Raw genomic sequence first — 24,746 nt, forward strand, 5'->3', positions numbered from 1 at the left:
GTCCCCAGACGCAAAGGACCTGACATTGAGCGCCTCGACACAGATCCGGCCCCGGGCGACGACGCCCGCGGCCCCCGTCCGCCCGGGACAGCGCCGCGCGCGGCTCCGCTCCGGCTTCACCCGTTGGTTGTTCGTCGTCCCGGCGGCGGTCTTCGTCGCCGTGTTCTTCGGCTACCCGGTCGTCAAGAACGTCGTGATGTCGTTCCAGGACTACACGACCAAGACCTTCTTCACCGGCGAGGCGCCCTGGGTGGGCTTCGCCAACTACGTCTCGGTCTTCTCGAGCAGCGTGTTCACGACGAGCGTCGTCAACACCGCCCTGTTCACGGCCGGCTCCATCGTGCTGCAGTTCGTCCTCGGGCTCGGCCTCGCACTGTTCTTCCGGCGGCACTTCCCGCTGTCCGGCTTCCTCCGCGGCCTGCTGCTCCTGCCCTGGCTGCTGCCCCTCATCGCGTCGAGCGCGGTGTGGAAGTGGCTCCTCGACCAGGACAGCGGCGCCCTCAACCAGCTGCTCGGGGTCGTCGGCATCGGCCCGGTGCCGTGGCTGGTCAGCCCGAGCCTCGCCCTCATCGCCGTGATCGGCGTGAACGTCTGGCTCGGCATCCCCTTCAACACGACGATCCTCTACAGCGGCCTGCAGTCCGTGCCGCCGGAGCTCTACGAGGCGGGTGCCCTCGACGGCGCCACCGGGTTCAAGGCCTTCTGGTACATCACCTGGCCGAGCATCCGGTCGGTCGTGAGCGTGGTGATCGTGCTCGGGGTCGTCTACACGCTGAAGGTGGTCGACATCATCCTCGGCCTCACCGGCGGCGGCCCGGCGAACTCCACCCAGACGCTCGCCACGAACGCGTACCACCAGTCGTTCATCAACTTCCAGTTCGGCATCGGAGCCGCGGTGAGCAACGTGCTCATCGTCGTCTCGTTCGTCTTCGCGATGATCTACATCGCGATCTCCAGGAAGGCGGTCGACGAATGAGCGTCGGACTCGCGAGCAGCACCGTCACGGCCACCAGGGCCATCACGACCCGTCGACGCGGCGAGCGCACGCGTCGCCCGCGCGGCTCGGTGAAGGGCCTGCCGTTCACCGTCCTCGGGATCGTGTTCCTCGCGATCATGATCTTCCCCGTCTACTGGATGGTGAACACGAGCCTGCAGGCCACCTCGGGTGCCGCGACCGCCACCTGGTTCCCGTGGAACCCGACCTTCGCCGGCTACCAGGCGGCGTTCGCCCAGCAGGGGCAGAACTTCGTCTCGAGCATGATCATCGGCCTCGGCACGGTGGTCCTGACGCTCGCCGTCGCCACCCCGGCGGCGTACGGTCTGGCGCGCTTCAAGATGCGCGGCACGAGGACGCTGCTGCTCGTCCTGCTCGTCACGCAGATGGTCCCCGGCATCGTGATCGCGAACGCGCTGTACACGCTGTTCAACAACGTCGGGCTGCTCAACAGCTACCTCGGTCTGATCCTCGCCGACAGCGCCGTGCAGGTCCCCTTCGCGATCCTGCTCATGCGGGCGTTCATGGAGTCGATCCCGCCGAGCCTGGTCGAGGCAGCACTGGTCGACGGCGCGAACGACCTCCGGGCCTTCGTGTCGATCGTCCTGCCGATCAGCCGCAACGCGATCGTCACGGCGGCGCTGTTCACGTTCCTCGGCGCCTGGGGCGACTTCCTCATCGCCCTCACCCTGACGTCCACCGACGCCGTCCGTCCGATCACCCTCGGCATCTACAACTACATCGGGTCCAACGTCACCGACTGGGGCCCCGTGATGGCGACCAGCGTCCTCGCGTCCCTCCCCGCAGCGGTCCTCCTGATCGTCGCCCAGCGCTACATCTCCGCGGGTGCGCTCGGCGGTGCCGTCAAGTGACGACGCCACCGCACACGACCCCCGCACCCTCCGAGCCAGAAAGGCCCACCATGACCAGCACCCCCCTCCGCGTCACCGTCTGGGGCGAGAACGTCCACGAGCAGGTCGAGCCGCACGTCGCCGAGCGGTACCCGGACGGCATGCACGGCGCGATCGCCGACGGCATCCGCGAGAACCTGCCGGACGCCGTCGTTCGCACCGCGACCATGCAGGAGCCCGAGCACGGCCTGACCGACGCCGTGCTCGCCGAGACCGACGTCCTGACCTGGTGGGGGCACGCCGCCCACGCCGACGTCGACGACGCCGTGGTCGACCGCGTCCACAAGCACGTGCTGTCCGGCATGGGGCTCGTGGTCCTGCACTCCGGCCACTGGTCGAAGATCTTCGGCAAGCTGATGGGCACCACCTGCACGCTGCGCTGGCGGAGCGAGCACGACCAGGAGCTCGTCTGGACGGTCAACCCGCAGCACCCGATCACCCGCGGTGTCCCGAACCCGATCGTCATCCCCGAGCAGGAGATGTACGGCGAGTACTTCGACGTGCCGACGCCCGACGAGCTGGTGTTCATCTCGGGGTTCACCGGCGGCGAGGTGTTCCGGAGCGGCATGACGTACCGCCGCGGGCTCGGGAAGATCTTCTACTTCTCCCCCGGCGACCAGGACTTCCCCGTGTACCACCACAAGGACGTCCGCCGTGTGATCGCGAACGCCACCGAGTGGGCGCGTCCGGAGCGGGAGCGCGAGCTGCCGACGCTCCGCCGCTACGACCTCGGCGAGTACTTCGACGGCCAGCACTACCGCGGCCCGTTCGACGACGCACCCGAGGACGAAGCGACCACCGACGCACCCGAGGACGCGGCAGCCACCGAGACCGTCGAGGCCCGCGCATGACCGACCACGCCCCGCTGCGGGTCGTGCAGGTCGGCGCCGGCGGCATGGGCCGGGCATGGCTCAGCACCGTCGCGGCGGACCCGGACGTCGAGCTCGTCGGCGTCGTCGACCTCGACCTCGACGCCGCGCGCGCGGGGGCCGAGCTGGCCGGGGCGCCGTCGATCCCGGTCGGCCGCGACCTGCCGGCGCTCCTCGCCGACACCGGCGCCGAGGCCGTCCTCGACATCACCGTCCCCGTCGCCCACCACCCCGTCACGATGGACGCCCTGCACGCCGGCCTGCCGGTGCTCGGCGAGAAGCCCGCCGCGCAGACCGTCGCCGAGGCCCTGTCCCTGGCGGCGGCCGCCGAGGCGACCGGCCAGCTCTTCATGGTGTCCCAGTCGCGCCGGTACAACGACCAGCTCGTCGCGTTCCGGCAGCACGTCCGGGCGCTCGGGGCGGTCGGCGGCCTCAACACGCGCTTCGCGAAGGCCCCGCACTTCGGCGGCTTCCGCGAGGAGATGGACGACGTCCTGCTCCTCGACATGGCGATCCACGCGTTCGACTCGGCGCGCTACGTGCTCGACCGGGACCCGGTGTCGGTCTACTGCGAGTCCTGGAACCCGTCGTGGTCCTGGTACCGCGGGGACGCGAACGCGGCAGCGGTCTTCACGTTCGAGGACGACGTCCGGTACGTCTACGACGGTTCGTGGTGCGCGCCCGGCGACGAGACCTCGTGGAACGGCGACTGGCGGGCGACCGGCGCTGCCGGCTCCGCGGTGTGGGACGGCGACCACGACCCCTCGAGCGTCGTCGACGGCGCACCGGGTGCCCCGGCCGCGGCACCGGGCGTCGGGACGGAGATCGCCGGGTCGCTGGCGTCGTTCGTCCGGGCGGTCCGCACCGGGGTCGTCCCCGACGGCGAGGTCCACGGCAACGTGATGAGCCTGGTGATGGTCGACGCCGCGATCGCGTCGGCGCGGTCCGGGCAGCGGGTCGTGGTCGACGACGTGCTCGAGCAGGCGCACGCCACTGCGCTCGAGGTCGAACGGGACGACGCCGTCCGGGAGCGGCTCGCCGCGTGGACGTCGGTGCGGCAGGCGCTCGCGTCCACCCACGCGGCGGACCGCGCGACGGCCGCCTGAGGCGAGCGGTCTCCGGACCCGACCAGGGACGGACGGGAGGCGCGGTGCCGGCTGGCACCGCGCCTCCCGTCCGTCTCGTGGTCCGCTCCCGTGGTCCCGTCCCGTCGGGGCCCGAGCAGCGCTCGGGTTACGGTTGCTCCGTGCACGGACAACGGTCGTCGGACAGCGGGAACAGCGGGACGCCCCCGGAACCCCTCGTGCTCGTCGCCGCCGACCCGCGCCGCCGTACCGGTCGCACGCCCTGGCGTCGCGTGCTGGTCGGCGTCGTCCTCGCCGCGCTCGTCGGCGGCGCCGCCGTGGCGACCGTCGGCACGCTCGTGTCGCAGCGGGTCGCGGAGTCGTTCGCGGTGCGCGACGCGACCGCCGACACCGCGGCCCTCGCCCGGATCGTCGTCGAACCCGCGCTCACCGACACCGTCGCCGATCCCGCGGCGAGCGCCACCGACCGTGCCGCCGCACGCGCGCGACTGGACGACGCCCTCGCCGGGCAGGTCAGCGCCGGGTCGACCGTCCGGATGAAGCTCTGGTCGGCCGACGGCACGGTGCTGTGGTCCGACGAGCCGCGGCTGGTCGGCGAGCGCTTCCCGCTGTCCGACGAGGACCTCGAAGCGCTGCGCACCGACCGCTCCGACGCCGAGGTGTCCGAGCTCGAGGGCGCGGAGAACCGGTACGAGCGGGGCCACGGTCCGCTGCTCGAGGCGTACCAGGCCGTGCACACGCCCTCCGGCGAGGCGCTGCTCTTCGAGGCGTACCGCCCGTACGGCGACGTGCTCGCCCGCGCCGCCGACCTGCGCGGCGCGTTCGCCGCCCTGGCCTTCGGCACGGTCGGGGTGGTGCTGGTGCTGCTCGTGCCGCTGCTGCTGTGGCTGCTCGTGCGGATCCGGTCGGGCCAGCGGCAGCGCGAACGCCTGCTCGGACGCGCGCTCGACGCCGAGGTCGCCGAGCGGCGCCGACTCGCCCGCGAGCTGCACGACGGTCCCGTGCAGGACGTCGCGGGGCTCGCGCTGTCCCTCGGGTCGGTGCCCGAGACCCGGGCGGCCGCGACGACCCTCCGTGCCGCCGTGTCCTCGCTCCGCACCTCGATGTCGACGATCCGTCCGGCAGCACCCGAACGCGACGGCCTCCGCGCGGCGCTCGACGACGCGTGCGCACGGGCCCGCGGCGCGGGGACTATGACCGTGGTCGACGTCCCCGACACGGTCGCGGCGTCGCCGGCGGCCATGACGGCCGCCGTCCGCTTCGTCCGCGAGGCCGTCTGGAACGCGGCGCAGCACGCCCGCGCGACCCGGATCGACGTCCGGGTGCGGGTGGACGGCCCGGACGTGCGGGTGACCGTCGCCGACGACGGGACCGGCTTCGAGCCGGACCTCCTCGACGCACCGTCCCGGCCGGGACACCTCGGGACGACGCTGCTGCGCGAGGTCGCCGAGGACACCGGCGGAGCGCTCGTGCTCCGGACCGCGCCGGGTGCCGGCACGACCTGGCAGCTGACGGTCCCCGCCGAGACCGAGGCCCTGCGGTGAGGGTCCTGCTCGTCGACGACCACGCCCTGGTCCGGCAGGGGCTGCGGGCCGTGCTCGGCACGACCGACGACTGCACGGTCGTGGGCGAGGCGGCCACCGGCGAGGAGGCGGTCGAACGCGCCGCCGAGACCGCACCGGACGTGGTCGTGATGGACCTGTCGATGCCGGGCGAGGGCGGCGTCGCCGCGACGGCGCGCCTCCGGACCGCGATGCCCGCCGTCCGGGTGCTCGTGCTCACCACCTTCTCGGACGACCGCCGCGTGCGCGACGCCCTGGCGGCCGGTGCCACCGGGTACCTGCTCAAGGACGCCGCGCCGGACGAGGTCGTCGCCGCCGTGCGGGCCGCCGCGCGCGACGAGACCCCGATCGATCCCCGGGTCGCCCGGGCGCTGCTGCCCGGAGCGGCACCGCGGGCGGACGGCCCGGAGCTGCCGCCGCGGGAGCGCGACGTGCTGGTGCGCATCGCGCGGGGCCTGTCGAACCGCCAGATCGCGACCGAGCTCGGGATCGCCGAGCGGACCGTGAAGGTGCACGTCGGGTCGCTCTTCCGACGCATCGGGGTCGCGGACCGGACGAGCGCCGCCCTGTGGGCCCGCGACCACGGCTGGTGAGCGGGTACTAGTACCAAGGTCCGATGGTGCCCGCGTGGCGCTGCGGCGACGATCGTTCCCGAGGGACGCTCCGTCCCGCACCGTCGCCCTCAGGAGGCACACATGCACACCCAGCGCTCCCGACGCCGCTCCGCCGGCATCGCCGCGGTCGTCGCGCTCGGCGCCGTCGCCGCAGCAGCCCTCGTCGGGGTCTCCCCCGCGAACGCGTCCGGCAAGACCTCGACGGGCGGTGACTACGCCGTCACCGTCAACGGCACCACGACGAACCCCGCGGTGGGCAAGGACTTCAAGCTCAAGGACGTCGCCGTCTCCGGCACCATCGCGGTCCGCGGCAAGCACAACGGCTTCGACATCCGCGTCGCCGACCTCGGCGTCTACGACTACACGCTCACGGGTGCCCCGGACTCGCAGCGGATGGTGACGAAGCCGACCGTGGTGTTCGCGTCGAAGGTCCCGTCGCTCACGGCCGCGCAGCTCGCCGGCACGAAGCTGTCCTCGCTCGAGGTCCGCGACGACACGCTCGTCGCGATCTTCGGCACGGGAGCGGGCAAGTACAAGATCCAGGCGAAGGACGGCGCGCAGGGCGGCATCTTCCAGATGGAGACCGAGTTCGCGCAGCCGGTGACGTTCACGCACACCCTCGGCGCGGGCCTCTTCTACTTCACGAACCCGTACACGGGGAAGATCAACTTCGGTGACGGCGTCGCGGCGGTGTCCTCGGGCAGCGATGCGCACCAGATGCTCCTCGGGAAGGACAGCCCGCAGGTCGCGACGAAGACCTCGCAGACCGCGACCACCACGACCTGGACCGTGCAGCCCGGCGGACGCCTCGGCGGCGTGCTCGGCGAGGACGCGGTCGAGCTCTCGCAGGGCGCGACGAACTGCACGAGCGACTGCCAGGCGCAGAACCAGATCCGCGGCTCGCTGCCGGTCCCGCCGGACCCGGTGGACCCGCAGCCGCTGGGGACCACGTCGCGCTGACGCGACCGGGCGACGGACGGGAGGCTCCCCACCGGCACGGCCGCCCCGCCGCTGGCGCGTCGGTGCGGAACCGGCGGCGTGGGCCCAGGTGCCGGCTGGCACCGCGCCTCCCGTCCGTCTGAGCGCCCGTCGCGCGTCACACGCCGGGTGCGATGGGAAGGAACGGGCGGACGCGGGTCCGAAGGCTGTGCGGGCTGACAGTTCCGCCTGCGTACGACCGCTGGAAACCTGTACGTCACCTCAGCCGGGTCGGATGTCCACGGCCCCCACGAGGGGGTCTCGACGACAAGGACACCATGACCCCGCAGCACCCCGCACGACGGCGGCGCACCGCACGCACGGTCGGAGCCGCCACCGCGGCCCTCGCCGCGATCGCCGCCACCACGATGATCGGCTCCGTCCCCGCCGCCTCCGCCGAGGAGGCACCGCTCGTCACCTCGGCGACCACCGAGTGGCAGTACCTGGAGGACGGGTCCGACCCCGCCGCCGGGCAGACCGACCGCACCGCCTGGACGACGGGCGCACTGCCCACGGGCGACTGGAAGACCGCGAAGGGGTCGTTCGGTGCCAAGAACGGCTCGGCGACCGGCATGGGCGGCGGGCACGCCGTCGACACGCTGCTCGAGCAGTACCTCGCGGACGGCAAGGACGTTCCGACGTACTTCTTCCGGACCTCGTTCGAGGCCGACGCGACCGACCTCGCCGCGTGGAAGTCGCTCACCGCCGAGGTCGTGTACGACGACGCCCTCGTCGTGTACGTGAACGGCACGAAGGTGGCCGGCTTCGAGGACGGCGGCGTCACGCAGAACGTGCAGTACGCCGGCGACAACGGGTCGGACCCTGACACCAGCACGTTCTCGGTCGAGGCCGCGCTCCTGCACGAGGGCGCGAACGACATCGCGGTCGCGCTGTACCAGGGCCGTTCGAACAGTTCCGACGTCTACTTCGACATGCCGTCCCTGACACCGGTGGACGCTGCGCGGCCCGCGACGATCTCCGACGTCGTGATGACGATCGGCGCCGACGCCTCCTCGCGGAACCTCGCCTGGTACTCCGACTCGGCAGCGCCCGAGGGCGCGCAGGTCGTCCCCGCGGCGAAGCTCGTCGACGGTGCCTTCCCGACGACCGGCGTCACCGAGGTCGCCAGCACCTCGGGCACCGCCACCGACGGGCAGCAGTACCACCACGCCACGCTCGCCGGCCTCGCGCCGTCGAGCGAGTACGCGTACCGCGTCGGCAGCGACACCGACGGCTGGAGCCCGGTGACCACGTTCCGCACCGGTGACGGCGACGGCGACTACTCGTTCCTGTTCATCGGCGACGCCCAGATCGGTGCGTCCGGCAACGCGGCCTCGGACACCGACGGGTGGAACGACACGCTCGACGTCGCCGAGCGCGCCTTCCCCGACTCGGAGATGGTGTTCTCCGCCGGCGACCAGGTGAACACGGCCTCGAACGAGGCCCAGTACGAGGGCTTCCTCTCGCCCGACCAGCTGCAGCGCATCCCGCTCGTGACGAACATCGGCAACCACGACGTCGCGAGCCTGGCCTACGAGCAGCACTTCAACCTGCCGAACGTCAGCGCCGAGCACGGCAAGCCCGACGCCGCGCGCGCCGGCGGCGACTACTGGTTCGTCTACGGCGACACGCTCTACATCTCGTTCAACTCGAACGACATGGACGACGCCGGCCACGCGGAGTTCGCGCGGAAGGTGCTCGCCGAGCACGGTGACGAGGCCCGCTGGAAGGTCGTCACGTTCCACCACTCGGTGTACAGCACGGCCTCGCACGCCGACGACTCGGACATCATCACGCGTCGCGCCGACCTGCCGCCGGCACTGAGCGCGCTCGACGTGGACCTGGTGCTCATGGGCCACGACCACGTGTACGTCCGCAGCTACCTCATGAGCGGCACCACCCCGACCGGTTCCGGTGAGCCGGCCGCCGAGGTTACGCCGTCGGGCGACGAGGTGCTCTACGTGACGGCCAACTCGTCGTCCGGCAGCAAGTACTACGACATCAAGCCGGGTCCGTTCGACTTCGCGGCGGTGCAGAACCAGGAGTACACGCCGAACTTCACCAACGTCGAGGTCTCGGGCGACTCCATCGCGATGACGACGTACCGGTCGGAGGACCTGTCGGTGGTGGACGCGGTGACGCTGCAGAAGCCGGCCGAGCCGACGGACCCGTCCGAGCCGTCCGAGCCGTCCGAGCCGTCCGACCCGGGCACTGGCCCGACGGATCCGGGCGCGGACCCGTCCGAGCCCACCGATCCGGGCACCGAGCCCACCGAGCCCGGCGAGCCCGGCGACGAGCCGACCGCTCCGGCCGACGACGCTCCCGTCGCCGCCGACCTGTCGACCCTGACGGAGGCGACGCACACGCTGCGGGTGGACGCCGTCGACGTCGAGGCCGGCACCGTCACCGTGACCGTCCCCCGCGCCCTGGCCGGTACCCCGTTCGACTGGTTCGTGCACTCGGACGCGGAGTACCTCGGTGACCTCGCGAGCGACGACGACGGCGTGCTGACGCTGCAGCTGCCGGTCGATCTCGCGTCCGGCACGCACACCCTCGTCGCCCAGCGCGCCGACGGCAGCGTCGCCACGTGGGCCACGTTCGCGTTCGTGATCGACCCGGTCACCGGTCAGCCGACCGGCGAGCTCGCCTTCACCGGCGCCGACGTCCTGCCGCTCGCCGCGGGCAGTGCCCTGGCGATCGCCGCCGGGCTCGGCATCGCCCTGGCTGCCCGCCGCCGACGCGTCTGACGCGACCACCACGGGAGGCACGGTGCGGGTCGGACCCGCACCGTGCCTCCCGTGCGTCCGTCGCCCGGAACCCGCCCCTGTGTCCCGGGCGGGCATGGCGCGGCGCGCGCCGGGCGGAACCGGGCGTACCGGGCAGGAACGGGCGTACCCGGTCGACCAGGACCACCAGGTACGCCCGATCCCACTTCCCACCGCACGCGCGATGGGAAGGATCGGGCATCGGACGGCCCCGCTGCCCCACCGGACACCCGCGCGCCGGGCGGAACCGGGCGTACCGGGCAGGAACGGGCGTACCCGGTCGACCAGGACCACCCGGTACGCCCGATCCCGCTCCCCACCGCACGCGCCATGGGAAGGAACGGGCAGGAGCGACCGCGCGGTCCCGCCCGCAGCACGCGCGGGCGGGACCGGCGGCGTCAGCGCGGGATGACCGAGAAGAGGAAGCGCTTCCGGATCATGTACCAGACGAGCAGGATCAGCAGCGTGTGGGCCGCGAAGCCGATCCAGCCGTTGTACCAGTCCACGCCCGGGATCGAGGCGATCGCCAGCGCGAAGAAGACCTGCCACACGAACACGTAGAGGCTCGCCTGACCGATCGGGATCCAGAGCCAGCCGAGCACCGTCGCGATCGGCTTCCAGAACACCGTGAGGATCGCGTACGACACGATCGCGAAGAACGCGATGTCGACGAGCCGTCCCCACTGCAGGTCGACGCGCTGGTACGCCGTGTTGTACAGGGTGTCGTACATCGACGCCGGGAACGGCACCGGCGTGAAGCCGAAGTGGTTGCCGGCCCAGACGTAGACCAGGAACAGGGCGTACCCGGTGATGCCGACGCCGATCAGCACCTTGCCCAGCCGACCCGTGAGCGCCCCGATGACCTGTCGTCGGTAGTACCCGAGCACGAGCCCGTGCGTGAAGACGACCTGCCAGGTGAGCAGCGGGAAGACCGACTCGAACTGGGAGTTCAGCGGCCGCAGCTCCGGCACGAGCGCCTGCAGTGCGTAGAGGCCCCAGCTCACCACGAGCAGCGCCCACCAGAAGCCCCGTCGGACCACCCACATGCAGAGCGGGATGAAGAGGCTCAGCACGACGAACAGCCCCATGATGTTGAAGGGCCACGGGCCCATCTCGAGCAGCAGGAACTGCCGGATCGCGAACCAGGGCGGCGGGTAGGCCAGCAGCTGCATCGCGTTCGGGTACAGGTCGTAGACCCGGCCCTCCGCGCCGACACCACCGGTGCCGGTGCCCCGGTCGGTGAAGGTCGTGATGGCGTCGGTGTTCAGGAACGGCACGAAGCTCAGCGCGAAGACGACCAGGATCACCGCGAGGGTGACGACGTACTGCTTCCGGGCACGCTTCCACGCGCCGACCGCCGCCACCCACTCGCCGAACTTCTTGATGGCGAACGGGTACGTCATGCCGAGCACCATGCCGGACAGGAACACGAACATCTCGGCACCCGTGATCGCGCCGACCGCGTGCAGCGTGATGTACGAGTACGGGCCGCCGATCTCGATGTGCGTGATCACCACCGCCAGGATGATGAAGCCGCGGAACAGGTCGAGCCGGAGGTCACGCCCGGGCTTCCCGTCGTCGGGGTACCGCCAGCTCGGCAGCAGACGTCCGACGATCCCGCTGAGCAGGAACGCCGCCGCCAGACCGAACGCACACCAGACGATCCACGCCATCTGGTCGCCGCCGGTCTCGTACTCCTGGCTGATCGCGGCGGCGCCGTCCTGCGGGGTGACCCGCTCGGTGACGGGACCGTCGACGAAGTGCCGCGACTGCTCGAGGTCGGTGCGGAAGGACCCGGCGATGCCCGGCACCGCGGTGTCCCGCCAGTCGGCCACGCGGTTGCCGGCCTCCGGCTCGCGGCGGTTCGTCTCGAGGAAGGTCACGGCCCGCACCTCGGGGCGGTCCTGCACGGCGGCGATCACCTGGCGCCACCAGGCCTGCTTGATCGCCAGCTCGTCGGCGCCGCGCAGCGAGTGGTCGTAGAGCGCGCCGGTGTCGAGGACCATCGGGCGGTCCTGCCCCTGCGCGAACCGCTCGGTGAACGAACCGGCGGTCTGCGGCTCCTCGTAGCCCCAGGTCTCGTCGAAGCGGGCCTCGACCTCGCCGGCCTCGGGCAGCTCGTTGCTCGTGAGGGGGACGTAGCGTCCGGCGGCCTCGGTCGCCTTGCCCTTGCCGAAGGAGAACATCGACAGGCCGACCCAGTCGACGCTCGTCGCACCGGGCCAGTACGGGCCGTAGGGGTCGTCGGCGGCGGTGAGCCGGCCGTCGCCGTTCGTGTCGAGCCGCGCCACGTCGGCGTCGGTCAGGTCCTCCAGGCGACCGGCCGACTCGCCGAACGGGTAGCCGGCGCCGTAGGACGGCGACCACACCATGGCGGCGTCGGAGTCGCCCGCGTGGACGGCGGCGGCCAAGGCCCGGAAGGCCGAGACGAACGCCGTCGGCTGCTGCCCCCACTGCACCCACGTGCCGTTCATCTGCGGGGCGAAGCGGACCAGCAGCTGGGTGTCGTACTGCTCGTGCACCTGCTGGAACAGCCGGTTCGCGGTGCGGGCGTCGGCCCGGGTCAGGGTGTCGAGCGCGCGCGACGGCTCGAGGCTGACGGCGAGCACGGCCCCCTGGGCGGCGGCGGCGCGGGTGGCGCGCAGGAACTCGTCGCGCGCGCTGCGGTCGAACGGGTACTCGATCTCGACGCCGTACACCGAGGGCACCGCACCGAGTCGTCCGGCGTAGCCGTCGGGGGCGTCGGAGCCCCAGTCGAGGTCGGGTCCGAACCACGCCCGACCGTCGGCCGGCAGCAGACCACCGGAGGGCGACCGCGACGACGACGCGGCGGGTGCCGACGACGCAGACGGCGACGCGGCGGGTGCCGACGACGCGGACGACGACGACGCGGACGGCGACGGCGACGCGGACGGCGCCGTCGAGGCTGCCGACGCCGGCAGTGCTCCCCCGAGCAGCAGCGTCCCCGCCACCACGACCGAGGCGACGACCTTCGCCAGGGCGCCCCTCACCGGCTGCACGCCAGCGTCCAGATGTTGTGCCCGCCGGTGTGCTCGTGCTCGAGCCGGTCGAGCGCGGCGATCGCGAGCGCGAGCCCCCGCCCGCTCTCCTCGTCGGCATCGGCCATCGTCACCGCCGACAGGTCGACGTCGGCCGGCATCCCGTTGTCGGTGAGCACCGCGACGAGTTCGTCCTCGGTCGCGCAGAGCTCGACGGCGTAGCGCCGCCCCGCGACCTGGTCACGGCGACGCGTGTGCTCGACGATGTTCGCCGCGACCTCGGCCAGCGCGGTCTCGAACGAGAACCGGAGCCGCACGTCGTCGATCCCGAGCGAGTCCCACCACGCGCCGAAGCGGTCCTGGACCTCGTCGAGGGACGCCGCCACCGCGGGCACGTCGAAGGTCAGGTGGTGGTCGGTCACAGCGGGCCTCCTGCCGTCGAGGACACGTGCTCGGACTGCACGGTGCCCGATCCGGGTCCCCGGTAGAGCACCGCGCGGACCACGATGCTGAAGATGAAGAGGTCGAAGACGACCCAGGCGGTGTTGACGAGCGGCGCGATGCCGGACGCCTGCCCGGTCAGGTACCGGATCCCGATGAGCACGAGGGCGGCGACGAGCGCCCCCATCGCGATGAGCTGCGGCTTCACGAGGTCCCACCGCGGCTTCTGCTCGGACTCGTCGCGGACCTTCGGCGTGACACGGAAGCCGAGCGGCTTGCCCCGGAACACGTTCTCGAACGCGCTCGTGACCGACTCGATCCAGACCGGGAACAGCGCGAGCGAGTACTGCTGCCCGCGCCACGTCGGTCTGCCCGCCGCCACCACCCAGAAGAGCAGCTGGTTGAGCACGAGGAACGGGATGAGCCGCGCGAAGAAGTCGACGCTGTAAGCCTGCACGGGCACCACGCCGAACGACAGGCACAGCACCGGTGCCGCGATGTAGACGATCGCGGCGAAGCCGGACAGGTAGCTCCACATCGTCGAGAAGTACATGAGGCGCTGCCCCCACGACAGGCCCTTCTGCACGAGGGGGTTCTCGCGGAAGAACACCTGCATGGTGCCCTGCGCCCAGCGGAGCCGCTGCACGAGCATGGTCGGCAGGTCCTCCGGTGCCAGGCCCTTCGCAAGGATCTCGTCGTGGTACGCCGACTTCCAGCCGAGCCCGTGCAGGCGCATCGCGGTCGCCATGTCCTCGGTCACCGAGATCGTCGCCAGCGGCATGATCGGCTGTGCCTCGTCGTCGCGGTTGACGTCGAGCGCGCGGGCGAGGACCGCGATCGACTCGATGGCGGCGACCGGCGAGGCCTCGCGCCGCCCGAGCACGTCGAGCGCCGCGTCGTCGAGCCCGGCGAAGGTGTCGGCCTCGGTCGACATCGCCGCGAGCTCCTGCAGGTCACGGCGCACGGACTCGAGGTCCGCGGCGGCGAAGCGGTAGGCGATGGCGTCGATGCCGCGCTGGAAGTCGTAGGTGACGTCCCCGAGCGGCTCGCCGCGGTCGATCTGGTCCCGTGCACGGTCGACGACCTGCTCGGCACCGTCGAGCGCCTCGAGCACCCGCGGGTCGGTCTCGGTCTCGCGGGCCCGGGCGAGGAGCTTCCGCGAGGTCTTGATCGTGCGTTCCACGGACTCCTCGACCTCGCGCACGTACCGCGTGACGCCGAGCTGCATGAGCGCCTCGCGCCGGAGGATCGCGTTCGACCCGCAGAAGAACGCGGCGTTCCAGCCGTCCTTCGACTGCTGGATCGGGCCGTAGAACAGCGGGGCCTGACTGCCGAGCAGGTCGGCGTCCGGCACGTTCTCGAACCACTGGGGCGTCTGCACGAGCGCCATCCGGTCGTCCTTGAAGTACCCGAGGGTCCGGTCGAGGATCGACGGCTCGGGAACCTGGTCGGCGTCGAGGATGAGCAGGAACTCGCCCTGCGTCGCCAGGAGGGCGTTGTTGAGGTTGCCGGCCTTCGCGTGCCGCGGGCGGTCGACCCAGTCGGCACCGCGGGTGATGACACCGATGCCGAGCGACTCGGCCGCGGCGCGCATCTCGGGCCGGTTGCCGTCGTCGAGGATCCAGGTGGCGTGCGGGTGGCTGATGGCCTTCGCGGCGCGGGCGGTCCGCACGACCAGGTCGACCGGCTCGTTGTACGTGGTGATGAAGACGTCGACGGTGACGTCACCCGCCGGCTTGGTCGGTGGTTCGCCGCGCTCGCGGAGCCGCCACGCACCGAAGGCGAAGAGGAGCGAGTCGATCACGCTGTACGTCTCGGCGAGGATCAGCGGCACCGCGATCCACCACGAGTGCCAGTTCACCGACGCGGCCCAGCGCCACACGATGTAGTTCACGCCCGCGATCGACGCGAGCAGCGCGACGGTGCGCACGGTCGCGAGTCGACGGGGCGAGGTGCCGGTGGTGAGTCGGCGACGATCCTGACGGCTGACGTCGAGCGCGGTCATCGGCGTCCTTCCCTGCTGCAGCCGGACAGCGCTGGTGAGTGCGCTGCGTACAGGCCTGTCTACCGCAGGCGCTGCCCACCTGTCAGCCCGACGCCCCGATCTGGGGACCGGACCCGCGAGGAGTCGGCGCTGTCCGACCAGTCCGAGCCGTCGGCCGGGAGGCGCGGCGCGGCCCCGGCGGACCGCCCGCGTCCCCCGAGGGCTCGCGTCGGCGCCGTCCCCGCCCGGCCGGGACCGGCGTCAGCCGTGCCGCGGCTTGCGGGCCGGACGGTCGTCGCGGTCGTCGCGACGCGGACGGTCGTCACGGTCGTCCCGACGCGGACGGTCGTCCCGGCGGGGACCGCGGGGTCCCCGGTCGTCGCGGTCGTCGCGGTCGTAGCGGCGCCCGCCACCGCGACGGTCCGGCTTGATCTCGATGAGCTTCCCGCTGATCCGGGTGTCCGACAGCCGGTCGAGCACGCCGCGGTCCATGTCCTCGGGCAGCTCGACGATCGAGAAGTCCGGCCGGATCTGGATCGCGCCGAAGTCGTCGCGGCGCAGGCCACCCTCGTTCGCGAGCGCGCCGACGATCTGACGCGGCTCGACACGGTGACGACGCCCGACCTCGATGCGGTAGGCGGTCATCGGCTGCGATCGGCGGGGACCGCGGTCCTCGCGCCCGCCGCGGTCGTCGTCGCGGCGCTCGGCACGACGGCCGTCGCGGTCGACCTGGCTGCGCAGCTGGTCGTCGGCGGGGTCGAGGAGCAGCGGGTCGTCGCCCTGCGCCACCACGGCGAGCGCCGCGGAGACGTCCTCGGCGGGGACGTCGTGGTTCCGCACGTAGTGGGCGATCACGTCGCGGAACGCCGTGATGCGGTCCTGCTGCTCGAGCGCCGCGGTGATCGCGTCGTCGAAGCGGGTCAGGCGCGTCTCGTTGACGTCGTCGATGGTCGGCAGCTGCATCTGCGTGAGGGGCTGCTTGGTGTGCCGCTCGATCGCGGAGAGCAGACGGCGCTCACGCGGCGTCACGAAGCTGATCGAGTCGCCCTTGCGACCGGCGCGACCGGTGCGGCCGATGCGGTGCACGTAGGACTCGATGTCGACGGGGATGTCGTAGTTCACGACGTGCGTGATGCGGTCGACGTCGAGACCACGGGCCGCGACGTCGGTGGCGACGAGGATGTCGAGCTTGCCGGACTTCAGCTGGTTGACCGTGCGCTCGCGCTGGGCCTGCGCGACGTCACCGCTGATGGCCGCGGCGGCGTACCCGCGGGCGCGGAGCTTCTCGGCCAGGGTCTCGGTCTCGCTCTTCGTGCGGACGAAGATGATCATGCCCTCGAAGTCCTCGACCTCGAGGATGCGGGTCAGGGCGTCGACCTTCTGCGGGTAGGACACCATGAGGTACCGCTGCGTGATGTTCGCGGCGGTCTTCGTCTTCGTCTTGACCGTGATCTCGGACGGGTCGGTCAGGTACTGCTGCGAGATGCGACGGATCTGCGCGGGCATCGTCGCCGAGAACAGCGCGACCTGCTTGTCGTCCGGCGTCTCGGCGAGGATCGTCTCGACGTCCTCGGCGAAGCCCATCTTGAGCATCTCGTCGGCCTCGTCGAGCACGAGGTACTTCAGCTCGGACAGGTCGAGCGTGCCCTTCGCGATGTGGTCCATGATGCGACCCGGCGTGCCGACGACGACGTCGACGCCGCGGCGCAGTGCCGACAGCTGCACGCCGTACGCCTGACCGCCGTAGACGGGCAGGACGTGCACGTGCTTCATGTGCGACGCGAACTGCTCGAACGCCTCGCACACCTGCAGTGCGAGCTCGCGCGTCGGCGAGAGGACGAGGGCCTGCGGCACCTTGCTGCCCGACTCCATGCGGGACAGGATCGGCAGCGCGAACGCAGCGGTCTTGCCCGTGCCGGTCTGCGCGAGGCCGACGACGTCGCGCCCCTCGAGCAGCGTCGGGATCGTCGCCTCCTGGATGGCGGAGGGGGTCTCGTAGCCGATGTCCCTGACGGCCTTGAGCACCGCATCGCTCAGGCCGAGGTCGGCGAAGGTCACCACGGGCCCCTCGTCGGTGGTCTCGGTGGTGGTGGCGGTGTCCGTGCTCATGCGGAAACGGTACCTCGGACGGCGGACGCCCGCTGACGCGGGCGGGCGATCGGTGGACGGACGGGAGGCGCGGGGCGGGCCCGCCACGCGCCTCCCGTCCGTCCCGCAATTGGTTGCATTCCGCAACCATCGGATGTATCGTTGCGCGGTCTGCAAAGTTACACAGTACGAAAAAGGAGTTCGATGACCGCCACCGCACCCGTCTCGGTGCAGCCCGGCCGCCACGGCGCCGGGGCCGACGCGGCACCCGGAGCGTCCAGCGCGCCCGGCCAGCAGCCGCTCATGACGCACCGCCAGATCCTGCTCGTGATCTACGGCCTGATGGCGGGCATGTTCCTGTCGTCCCTCGGCCAGACGGTGTTCGGCACGGCCATCCGCACGATCGGCGACGACCTGCACGGCCTCGACCAGCAGGCCTGGGTCACCACCGCCTACCTGATCACGTCGACGATCGCGACGCCCATCTACGGCAAGCTCTCCGACATCTTCGGCCGTCGACCCCTCTACATCTTCGGCATCGTCGTCTTCATCCTCGGCGCCGTGCTGTCCTCGATGTCCACCTCGATGCTCATGCTCGCGGCCTTCCGCGCCGTGCAGGGCATCGGGGCCGGCGCGCTCATGTCGCTGCCGCTGGCGATCATGGGCGACATCCTCGCCCCGCGTGAGCGCGCGAAGTACCAGGGGTACTTCCTCGCCGTGTTCGGCATCTCCTCGGTCATCGGGCCGCTCATCGGCGGCCTGCTCGCCGGCTCGTCCGAGATCCTCTGGATCACCGGCTGGCGCTGGGTGCTCCTCATCAACGTGCCCATCGGCGTCGCCGCGCTCATCATGGTGATCGTCTTCCTGCACCTGCCGAAGGTGCACGGCACGGGCGACAAGCCGAAGGTCGACTGGTGGGGCGCGACGGCGGTCATCGTCACGCTCGTCCCGCTGCTGCTCGTCGCCGAGCAGGGCCGCACCTGGGGCTGGGGCTCCCCCGCCGCCGTCGCCAGCTACGTGATCGGCGCGCTCGGCCTCGTCGCCCTGCTGCTCGTCGAGTCGAAGATGGGCGACGCGGCGATCATCCCGCTGAAGCTCTTCCGCTCGGGCACGTTCTCGATGGCGACCGTGATCGGCTTCCTGGTCGGCTTCGCGATGTTCGGCGCCATGCTGACCATCCCGCTCTACCTGCAGATCGTCGTCGGCCTGACCCCGACCGAGTCCGGCTTCGCCACGCTGCCGCTCGTCGGTGGCCTGATGATCGCGTCGATCACCTCCGGCCAGATCGTCGCCCGCGTCGGCCGCTACCGGATCTTCCCGGTCATCGGCACGTTCCTCGTGTCGGCCGGCTACGTCGTCCTGACCTTCATGTCGATCGACAAGCCGCTCTGGTTCCTCATGATCGGCATGTTCCTGATCGGCCTCGGGCTCGGGTCCGTCATGCAGTCGCTGACCCTGGCCTCGCAGGGCTCGGTCGAGGCCCGGGACATGGGTGTCGCGACCAGCTCGGCGACGTTCTTCCGCCAGATCGGCGGCACGCTCGGTACCGCCGTGCTGCTCTCGATCCTGTTCTCGGTCATGCCGAACAACATCCTGTCCGCGACCGCGAACCAGGCCGACCTCAAGCCGGCGCTGTCCGCGGCACTCGACCCGTCCGTCGCGAGCAAGCCGGCGAACCAGGGCGCGATCGAGAAGATCTGGGCCCCGATCACGACGCCGCTGCAGCAGACCGTGCAGTCGCGGCTCGACGACGCGTCGGCGCAGGCGAAGCAGGCTGCCGACCAGGCCGTCACGCAGCAGGTCACCGCGGCCGTGCAGCAGCAGGTCACGGCGGGTGCGGTGCCCGCAGCCGCGGCGCAGGGGATCATCGACCAGCAGGTCGCGGCGGCCACCCCGGCTGCCGAGTCCGCTGCCCTGACGGCGGTCGCCGAGCAGGCCCACGCCAGCGTCCAGGACGGCACCGTGTCCGTCGACTGGTCGGACGCCTCGCAGCGCTCGTACTGGGTGGACGAGCTCACGCCGGCCCTCGCGAAGGAGATCGGGAAGGGCGGAGAGTCCGACTCGGCCGCGACGAGCACGAACGACACCTCGTTCCTCACCGGTGCCGACAGCCGCCTCACGCGGCCGTTCATGGCGGGCTTCAACGCCTCGTCCGTGACGATCTACTGGGTCGGACTCGGCGTGATCCTGCTCGCCTTCGTCCTCACCTGGTTCTTCAAGGTGCCGCCGCTGCGCCAGCGGTCGGCGCTGCAGGAGCAGCACGACGCGGCCAACGGGGCGTCGTCCGCCGACGAGGACGGCTCCGCGCCGTCGGCCCAGGCCGACCTCGAGGCCCGCGCCGGGCTCGCAGCAGCCGAGGCCGGATCGTTCACCGGTCCGATGACCGGCTCCACGCCGACCCAGCGTCGGTGACCCCCGGCCGCCCGCACCCCGCCCGGGGTGCGGGCGGCCTCCCCGTGCCGGACACGTCCGGCAGGACGACCCGGGCCACCGGTGGACACGGTGGCCGCCCAGCAGTACAGGAGTGCACGTGAGCACCACAGCAGCACCGGAGCCGGCCACCGCGCCGTGCACGCTGCGCGAACGCAAGAAGCAGCAGACCCGGCAGGCGCTCCACGACGCCGCCCTGACGCTCGTGTCCGAGCACGGCCTGGACGGCGTCACCGTCGAGCAGATCTGCAGCGACGCGGACGTCTCGCCGCGGACGTTCTTCAACTACTTCACGTCCAAGGCACACGCCGCACTCGGACTCGACACGGTCGAGGTCCCCGAGTGGGCGGCCACCCGGTTCGCCGCCGCCGACGGCCGGCTCGTCGACGACGTCTGCGCCCTCATCGCCGGCACCGTGCCCCTGTCGCAGGACCGCCGTCGGATGAAGGAGCTGCTGGTGCTCCGCCCGGAGATGGCCCCGATGGTGATGCAGTGGATGGCCGAGTCGCGGCAGTCGCTCCTCGCCACCGTTTCCGCACGCACCGACGAGCAGACGGCGCGCACGGTCGTCGGCCTCGTGCTGTCCGCCCTGTCCGAGGTCGCCCACCGCGACACGGTCGGTGACAGCGACGAACTGGCGGCACGACTGCGCGTGGTCGTCGCCGAGATGGGCGCACTCGCCTCGGCCTGAGCGATGCGTCGCGCCGCCGTGCGGGATTGCGGGATCCCGCGCCGCTGCGTGGTTCCACAGCCGCCGTTCGGCAACCCGCAGGAAGCCCTCAGGCGGGGTCGATCCGGCCCTACGCTCGCAGCACCGGACGTACCCGACGTCCGGTCCCGGTGCAGCCCACCCGACGCACCGGGGATCCGCGAGGAGCACCGATGAAGTCCGTTCCGAGCTGCCGTTCCCTGGCGCTCATCACCGCAGCGACCGGCACCGTGCTGGTCACCACCGCCTTCGGCGTCCTGCCCGCGACCGCGGCCACCGACGTCCCCGAGCCCGTGTCGGCGTCGACAGTGTCGTCGCCGTCGGCACCGGACACCGTGACGACCGGCAGCGCCACCGCCGTGCCGTCGACCGACCAGGGCGGCGCCGCAGCCGCTCCGGTCGCCGTCCCGTCCACCCCCGCCGCGGTGTCGACCGAGGCCCCTGCTCCGGCCGCGACGACCGGGACCGCACCGGCGGCTCCCGCGGCCCCGGCCACGACCCCCGCCGCACCCGCCACCGGCACCGGCACCGACACCGACACGACGGCCCCGCCGGCGACGCCCGCGGCTCCGGCACCCGCGGCGTCGGCGCCCGCCAGCGCCTCCGCCTCCGCCTCCGCCTCCGCGCCGTCCTACAGCGAGGGCACGAGCGAGTCGTCCCCGCGCGTCCTGCCGACCGTGACCGCGGGTGGCACGGTCGCCGCCGACCTCCGCGCGCAGGACGCCCGCGGGGCGATCTACACCCTGACCGAGACCGACGGCAGCCCCGCGCGGCTCAACGAGGGACTGACCTTCCGCAACGGCTTCCTCCGCGGCACCGCCACGGTCGCCGGGACCTTCACCCTCCGGGTGACCGCGACCACCGCGGGCGGCACCGCCACGCAGTGGATCCGGCAGACGGTCGAACCCGCCGCGGTCGTCGGCGTCGGCGTCGTGGTGCACGGCGTCCCCGCCGCGGCGGACGGCTCGTACACCTGGGTCGAGGGCGACCAGACCGGCAGCCCGATCCCGATCGCGGTCGTCCCCGGTGGCTCGATCACGCTCGTGCCGTGGACCATCGACGCCCACGGCAACACCGTGCAGGCGACCGACCGCGCCCAGGTCTGGGCGAGCGACGACGCCGACCGGGTCGAGCAGGGTCCGGACGGCTTCACGGTGACCTTCGCGACCGCGGCGACGCACACCGTCTGGGTGTCGGTCGACGGCGTCTGCGCGGAGTTCAGCGTCGCGGTCGCCGACGAGCCCGCGGGGCCCACGACCCCGACCGAGCCGACCACGCCCGCCGACCCCACGCCCGCGGAGCCGACGCCCGCCGACCCGGCGCCCGCCGCACCGGTCGACACGACCCCGCAGGACGGCGGCATCGTGCCCGTCGTCCGGGTGACGCCGACCGCGAGCGACGCACTCGCCCCGGTCGCGACCAGGACGACGCCGGCGCACGCGCTCGCGTACACCGGTGCCGACACCGCGGCTCCGGTGGGCTGGGCCGCCGGGCTCCTCGCTGTCGGAGCGGCGCTGCTCGGCCTCCGTCGCGTCCGTCGGTCCCGCCACCGCGCCTGACACCCGCACGGCCGCGAGACGCCGCCGACCGCACGGGACGCCGCCACTTCCGGCGGCGTCCCGCCTGGTCGGCGGCGTCTCGGCGTCCGGGGAGGTGCAGCCCCGGTCAGACCACCGACCACCCGCCGTCGCTCGGCAGCACCGCGCCGTTGACGTTCGCCGAGTCGTCGCTCAGGAGCCAGGTGATCGCCGCCGCGAGCTCCTCGGGCTGCGCAACCGGCGGGATCGTGACCTGCATGACCGGCCCGACGCGCGACGCCGCGTACTCACTGCGCATCGGCGCCTCGATGTTCGTCGCGACGGCGCCCGGGGCCACCGCGTTCGCGCGGATCCCCTGCGGGCCGTGGAAGAAGGCGACGCTCTTCGTGAAGCCGGCGATCGCGTGCTTCGACGCCGTGTAGGCGGCACCCGCCGCGGACGCCCGGAGCGCCGCCTCCGAGGCCACGTTCACGATCGCGCCCTTGCCGGCACCGATCATCCGGGGCAGCACGGCCCGGGTCAGCCGCATCGGACCGGTCACGTTGACGCTGAACACCCGCTCCCAGGTGGCGTCGTCGACCTCGCTCGGCGGCAGGAACGCGTCCATGATGCCGGCGACGTTCGCCAGCCCGTCCACGCGGTCGCCGCCGGCGGCGAGCACCGCGTCGATGGTGTCGGCTGCGGTGACGTCGCCGACCACCGTCTCGAGTGCGGCGGACCCGAGCTCCTCGCGCAGGGCGTCGAGCCGCTCGGCGACGACGTCGGTGGCGACCACGCGGCCGCCCTCGTGCACGATCCGGGTCGCCGTGGCGCGTCCGATGCCGGAACCCGCTCCGGTGACGATGATGGTCCTGCCGGTGAACCGTCCGGCCGTGGTGTCGCTCATGTGTGCTCCTCGTCGAGTGTGCGCTGCCTGCGCGACACAGTTGTAGCACTCAGTGCCGAAAGGACGCCATGGGGACTCCCGCCGCCGACCAGCCCGCACGACCCCGCACGACCGGCCGTCCCCGCACGATCGACCCCGAGGCCGTGTCGCTGGTGGCTCTCCGGATGTTCGACGAGCGGGGGTTCGACGTCGTGTCGATGGACGACGTCGCCGAGGCCGCCGGGGTGAGCCGACGCTCGCTCTTCCGGCTCTTCCCGACCAAGGCCGACCTGGTCTGGGGCGGACTCGCCGAGTTCTCGCAGCGGTTCACCGACGAGCTCGACGCACGGCCTGCGGACGAGCCGTCCCGGGACGGCCTCCGCGCCGCGTACCGCGCGGGCGCGACGTTCCCGGCCGACACCGTCGAGACCACACGGCACCGCCTCCGCGTCATCCGGGCGAACCCCGGCCTGGCTCCGGGTGGCGCCGAGGCGCAGGCACGCCTGGCCGCCACGATCGTGCGGTTCGTCGCCGACCACGACGGCGCGCGACCGGACGACCTCCGGGTCGCGGTCCGCGCGAGCACGCTCGCGGCCGCCGCACACGCCGCCCTGGAGTGGTGGGCGCAGCAGGACGGCGGCGATCCGGCCGACGCCGTCGACCGCGCCCTCGAGATGACCTGACCCTGGTCAGCGGGTCCGGTCAGGGGTACCGTGCGCGCATGGACCGCAGCGGACCGACCCCGTACCTCCTGCTCCCCGGCACCGCGCGGGTGGCCCTCGCCCGGTGGCAGCAGGTGTTCGGCGGCGAGCTGCGGATCGCCTCGTACAGCGACTTCGCCCGCACCGACGGCCCACCCCAGGCGGTCGCCCACGGCGAGCTCGTCGGCCCCGTTCGGCTCGCCGCAGCCGACGCCGGGCCGGGCGACGAGCCCTTCTCGGCCTCCGGCGTCCTCTTCGCACTCCTCGGGACCGCGGGACCGGACGTCCTCCGGCGCTGGTTCACCGACCTGTCGACCGACGGCACCGTGGTCGACGCCCTGCAGGAGCGCCCGTGGGGCGACTGGGACGGCACCGTCCGCGACGCGTTCGGCGTCACGTGGCTCATCGGGTTCGAGCGGAGCGCGCTCGACGACTGACCGACGCCGAACCAGCCCGGCCCGGGGCACGGCCCCTAGGCGGCGTCGAGCGGCAGGAGCGGGGCCCAGAACGCGTCCGGGCCGTCCGCCGTGACCGCGTCCGCCTCGAACCGGAACCCGTACTCGCGCACGAAGTCGAGGGCAGCGGCCTGCTCGTCCGCGGGGTCGTCGGACGCCGCGTCGGAGAGGTGCACGCCGTGCCCCATCCGCACGCCGGAGTCGCTGATGAGCGTGAGGTCCCAGCGTCCCTCCTCGGCGCGTTCGATCCGGACGACGGCGGCCTGGGCAGCGGTGAAGTCAGCCATGCCCGCGAGCCTACGGACGGCACGCCGAGCACTCCCAGGACCATCGCTGGCCGTAGCCTGGCGCACATGGACAGCCCGCAGCCGTCCGGCACGACGAAGCGCCGGATCACCCTCGACGTCCGCCGTCCCCTGGTCACCTGGGGCGCTCGCCCGACCGTGACGATCGACGGCGTCGGGCACCCGGCCCAGTGGGGGTCGGGCACCTGGGCGGTGGCGGAGGACGGCAGCACCGAGGTCGGCGTGTACTGCTTCAACCGGCTCTGGCGCTTCGGCGCCGCTCGTACGACCGTCGGTGACGCCGTCGTCCTCACCCACCGAGCGGGCGTGCTGCCGGTCGGACCGGGACGGCTGACCGTCGGACGCACCACGCGCTGAGCCGGGAGGCGCGGGGGGGGGGGGGGCGGCCCCCCCCCCCCCCCCCGCCCCCCCCCCCGCCCCGCCGGCCCGGGGGCCGGGCACCGCGGCCGCCGG

20 protein-coding genes are annotated in these 24,746 nt (G+C 72.5%); 14 read left to right on the forward strand and 6 right to left on the reverse strand.

Features of this window, described 5'->3' with window-relative positions:
* Nucleotides 1-25 precede the first annotated feature (25 nt).
* The 8 genes from QUG92_RS04700 to QUG92_RS04735 all read left to right on the forward strand — a co-directional run bounded on the left by QUG92_RS04700 (nt 26) and on the right by QUG92_RS04735 (nt 9,760).
* A complete protein-coding gene (locus QUG92_RS04700) occupies nt 26-976 on the forward strand; it encodes a carbohydrate ABC transporter permease (RefSeq protein WP_411266607.1) in 951 nt (316 codons plus the stop codon).
* Nucleotides 973-1,866 (forward strand): carbohydrate ABC transporter permease, encoded by an 894-nt coding sequence (locus tag QUG92_RS04705; RefSeq protein ID WP_289457863.1) that lies wholly within the window; start codon nt 973-975, stop codon nt 1,864-1,866. The genes QUG92_RS04700 and QUG92_RS04705 overlap by 4 nt, the downstream gene beginning before the upstream one ends.
* A 50-nt stretch (nt 1,867-1,916) precedes the next feature.
* A complete protein-coding gene (locus tag QUG92_RS04710) occupies nt 1,917-2,756 on the forward strand; it encodes a ThuA domain-containing protein (RefSeq protein ID WP_289457865.1) in 840 nt (279 codons plus the stop codon).
* The gene (locus QUG92_RS04715) at nt 2,753-3,880 is read left to right on the forward strand and encodes a Gfo/Idh/MocA family protein (protein ID WP_289457867.1); all 1,128 of its coding nucleotides are present in this window, start codon (nt 2,753-2,755) and stop codon (nt 3,878-3,880) included. Before QUG92_RS04710 ends, QUG92_RS04715 begins: the two co-directional genes overlap by 4 nt.
* A 140-nt stretch (nt 3,881-4,020) precedes the next feature.
* Nucleotides 4,021-5,403: a sensor histidine kinase gene (locus QUG92_RS04720; protein WP_289457870.1), complete on the forward strand. Its 1,383-nt coding sequence runs from the start codon at nt 4,021-4,023 to the stop codon at nt 5,401-5,403.
* Nucleotides 5,400-6,014 (forward strand): response regulator, encoded by a 615-nt coding sequence (locus QUG92_RS04725; RefSeq protein WP_289457871.1) that lies wholly within the window; start codon nt 5,400-5,402, stop codon nt 6,012-6,014. The genes QUG92_RS04720 and QUG92_RS04725 overlap by 4 nt, the downstream gene beginning before the upstream one ends.
* Nucleotides 6,015-6,116: 102 nt before the next feature.
* Nucleotides 6,117-6,995, forward strand: a complete 879-nt coding sequence (locus tag QUG92_RS04730; RefSeq protein ID WP_289457873.1) for a hypothetical protein — start codon at nt 6,117-6,119, stop codon at nt 6,993-6,995.
* Between the two features lie 296 nt (nt 6,996-7,291).
* Nucleotides 7,292-9,760 carry a purple acid phosphatase family protein gene (locus QUG92_RS04735; RefSeq protein ID WP_289457875.1) on the forward strand — a complete coding sequence of 823 codons (2,469 nt, stop codon included), beginning with the start codon at nt 7,292-7,294 and terminating at the stop codon, nt 9,758-9,760.
* A 416-nt stretch (nt 9,761-10,176) separates the two neighbouring features.
* On the opposite strand, the gene opgC is transcribed toward QUG92_RS04735, so the two are convergent.
* The 4 genes from opgC to QUG92_RS04755 form a co-directional block, all read right to left on the reverse strand.
* Nucleotides 10,177-12,798, reverse strand: coding sequence for an OpgC domain-containing protein (gene opgC, locus QUG92_RS04740; RefSeq protein ID WP_289457877.1), 2,622 nt, complete (start codon nt 12,796-12,798; stop codon nt 10,177-10,179).
* On the reverse strand, nt 12,786-13,199 hold the full coding sequence (locus tag QUG92_RS04745) for an ATP-binding protein (RefSeq protein ID WP_289457882.1): 414 nt from the start codon (nt 13,197-13,199) through the stop codon (nt 12,786-12,788). The genes opgC and QUG92_RS04745 overlap by 13 nt, the downstream gene beginning before the upstream one ends.
* Nucleotides 13,196-15,223, reverse strand: a complete 2,028-nt coding sequence (locus QUG92_RS04750) for a glycosyltransferase (RefSeq protein ID WP_259346030.1) — start codon at nt 15,221-15,223, stop codon at nt 13,196-13,198. The genes QUG92_RS04745 and QUG92_RS04750 overlap by 4 nt, the downstream gene beginning before the upstream one ends.
* A gap of 240 nt (nt 15,224-15,463) precedes the next feature.
* On the reverse strand, nt 15,464-17,311 hold the full coding sequence (locus QUG92_RS04755) for a DEAD/DEAH box helicase (RefSeq protein ID WP_182045514.1): 1,848 nt from the start codon (nt 17,309-17,311) through the stop codon (nt 15,464-15,466).
* Nucleotides 17,312-17,494: 183 nt separating this feature from the next.
* Between QUG92_RS04755 and QUG92_RS04760 the strand changes: the two genes are divergently transcribed.
* From QUG92_RS04760 to QUG92_RS04770, 3 genes are all read left to right on the forward strand, one after another.
* The gene (locus QUG92_RS04760) at nt 17,495-19,702 is read left to right on the forward strand and encodes an MDR family MFS transporter (protein WP_289457886.1); all 2,208 of its coding nucleotides are present in this window, start codon (nt 17,495-17,497) and stop codon (nt 19,700-19,702) included.
* A gap of 118 nt (nt 19,703-19,820) precedes the next feature.
* Nucleotides 19,821-20,411 carry a TetR/AcrR family transcriptional regulator gene (locus QUG92_RS04765; RefSeq protein ID WP_069712549.1) on the forward strand — a complete coding sequence of 197 codons (591 nt, stop codon included), beginning with the start codon at nt 19,821-19,823 and terminating at the stop codon, nt 20,409-20,411.
* A gap of 191 nt (nt 20,412-20,602) precedes the next feature.
* A complete protein-coding gene (locus QUG92_RS04770) occupies nt 20,603-21,988 on the forward strand; it encodes a hypothetical protein (RefSeq protein WP_289457888.1) in 1,386 nt (461 codons plus the stop codon).
* A 106-nt stretch (nt 21,989-22,094) separates the two neighbouring features.
* On the opposite strand, the gene QUG92_RS04775 is transcribed toward QUG92_RS04770, so the two are convergent.
* Nucleotides 22,095-22,853, reverse strand: coding sequence for an SDR family NAD(P)-dependent oxidoreductase (locus tag QUG92_RS04775; RefSeq protein WP_289457890.1), 759 nt, complete (start codon nt 22,851-22,853; stop codon nt 22,095-22,097).
* A 68-nt stretch (nt 22,854-22,921) separates the two neighbouring features.
* On the opposite strand from QUG92_RS04775, the gene QUG92_RS04780 reads away from it, so the two are divergent.
* Together QUG92_RS04780 and QUG92_RS04785 are read left to right on the forward strand one after the other, a co-directional pair.
* Nucleotides 22,922-23,515: an acyl-CoA-like ligand-binding transcription factor gene (locus tag QUG92_RS04780; RefSeq protein WP_289457892.1), complete on the forward strand. Its 594-nt coding sequence runs from the start codon at nt 22,922-22,924 to the stop codon at nt 23,513-23,515.
* Nucleotides 23,516-23,553: 38 nt separating this feature from the next.
* Nucleotides 23,554-23,970 (forward strand): VOC family protein, encoded by a 417-nt coding sequence (locus tag QUG92_RS04785; protein WP_289457895.1) that lies wholly within the window; start codon nt 23,554-23,556, stop codon nt 23,968-23,970.
* A 35-nt stretch (nt 23,971-24,005) separates the two neighbouring features.
* On the opposite strand, the gene QUG92_RS04790 is transcribed toward QUG92_RS04785, so the two are convergent.
* Nucleotides 24,006-24,275 carry a hypothetical protein gene (locus QUG92_RS04790; RefSeq protein WP_182045519.1) on the reverse strand — a complete coding sequence of 90 codons (270 nt, stop codon included), beginning with the start codon at nt 24,273-24,275 and terminating at the stop codon, nt 24,006-24,008.
* Between the two features lie 66 nt (nt 24,276-24,341).
* Here QUG92_RS04790 and QUG92_RS04795 point away from each other — a divergent pair, with 66 nt between their 5' ends.
* The gene (locus QUG92_RS04795) at nt 24,342-24,650 is read left to right on the forward strand and encodes a hypothetical protein (protein WP_289457897.1); all 309 of its coding nucleotides are present in this window, start codon (nt 24,342-24,344) and stop codon (nt 24,648-24,650) included.
* The last annotated feature ends 96 nt before the right edge of the window (nt 24,651-24,746 follow it).

The organism is Curtobacterium citri (genome assembly GCF_030362955.1).
Classification (GTDB): Bacteria; Actinomycetota; Actinomycetes; order Actinomycetales; family Microbacteriaceae; genus Curtobacterium; species Curtobacterium citri.

Coding starts and splice junctions, on each gene's coding strand:
- QUG92_RS04705 (WP_289457863.1), top strand. CDS start 973: ATGAGCGTCGGACTCGCGAGCAGCACCGTCACGGCCACCAGGGCCATC.
- QUG92_RS04710 (WP_289457865.1), top strand. CDS start 1,917: ATGACCAGCACCCCCCTCCGCGTCACCGTCTGGGGCGAGAACGTCCAC.
- QUG92_RS04715 (WP_289457867.1), top strand. CDS start 2,753: ATGACCGACCACGCCCCGCTGCGGGTCGTGCAGGTCGGCGCCGGCGGC.
- QUG92_RS04730 (WP_289457873.1), top strand. CDS start 6,117: ATGCACACCCAGCGCTCCCGACGCCGCTCCGCCGGCATCGCCGCGGTC.
- QUG92_RS04735 (WP_289457875.1), top strand. CDS start 7,292: ATGACCCCGCAGCACCCCGCACGACGGCGGCGCACCGCACGCACGGTC.
- QUG92_RS04750 (WP_259346030.1), bottom strand. CDS start 15,223: ATGACCGCGCTCGACGTCAGCCGTCAGGATCGTCGCCGACTCACCACC.
- QUG92_RS04755 (WP_182045514.1), bottom strand. CDS start 17,311: ATGAGCACGGACACCGCCACCACCACCGAGACCACCGACGAGGGGCCC.
- QUG92_RS04760 (WP_289457886.1), top strand. CDS start 17,495: ATGACCGCCACCGCACCCGTCTCGGTGCAGCCCGGCCGCCACGGCGCC.
- QUG92_RS04770 (WP_289457888.1), top strand. CDS start 20,603: ATGAAGTCCGTTCCGAGCTGCCGTTCCCTGGCGCTCATCACCGCAGCG.
- QUG92_RS04775 (WP_289457890.1), bottom strand. CDS start 22,853: ATGAGCGACACCACGGCCGGACGGTTCACCGGCAGGACCATCATCGTC.
- QUG92_RS04780 (WP_289457892.1), top strand. CDS start 22,922: ATGGGGACTCCCGCCGCCGACCAGCCCGCACGACCCCGCACGACCGGC.
- QUG92_RS04785 (WP_289457895.1), top strand. CDS start 23,554: ATGGACCGCAGCGGACCGACCCCGTACCTCCTGCTCCCCGGCACCGCG.
- QUG92_RS04790 (WP_182045519.1), bottom strand. CDS start 24,275: ATGGCTGACTTCACCGCTGCCCAGGCCGCCGTCGTCCGGATCGAACGC.
- QUG92_RS04795 (WP_289457897.1), top strand. CDS start 24,342: ATGGACAGCCCGCAGCCGTCCGGCACGACGAAGCGCCGGATCACCCTC.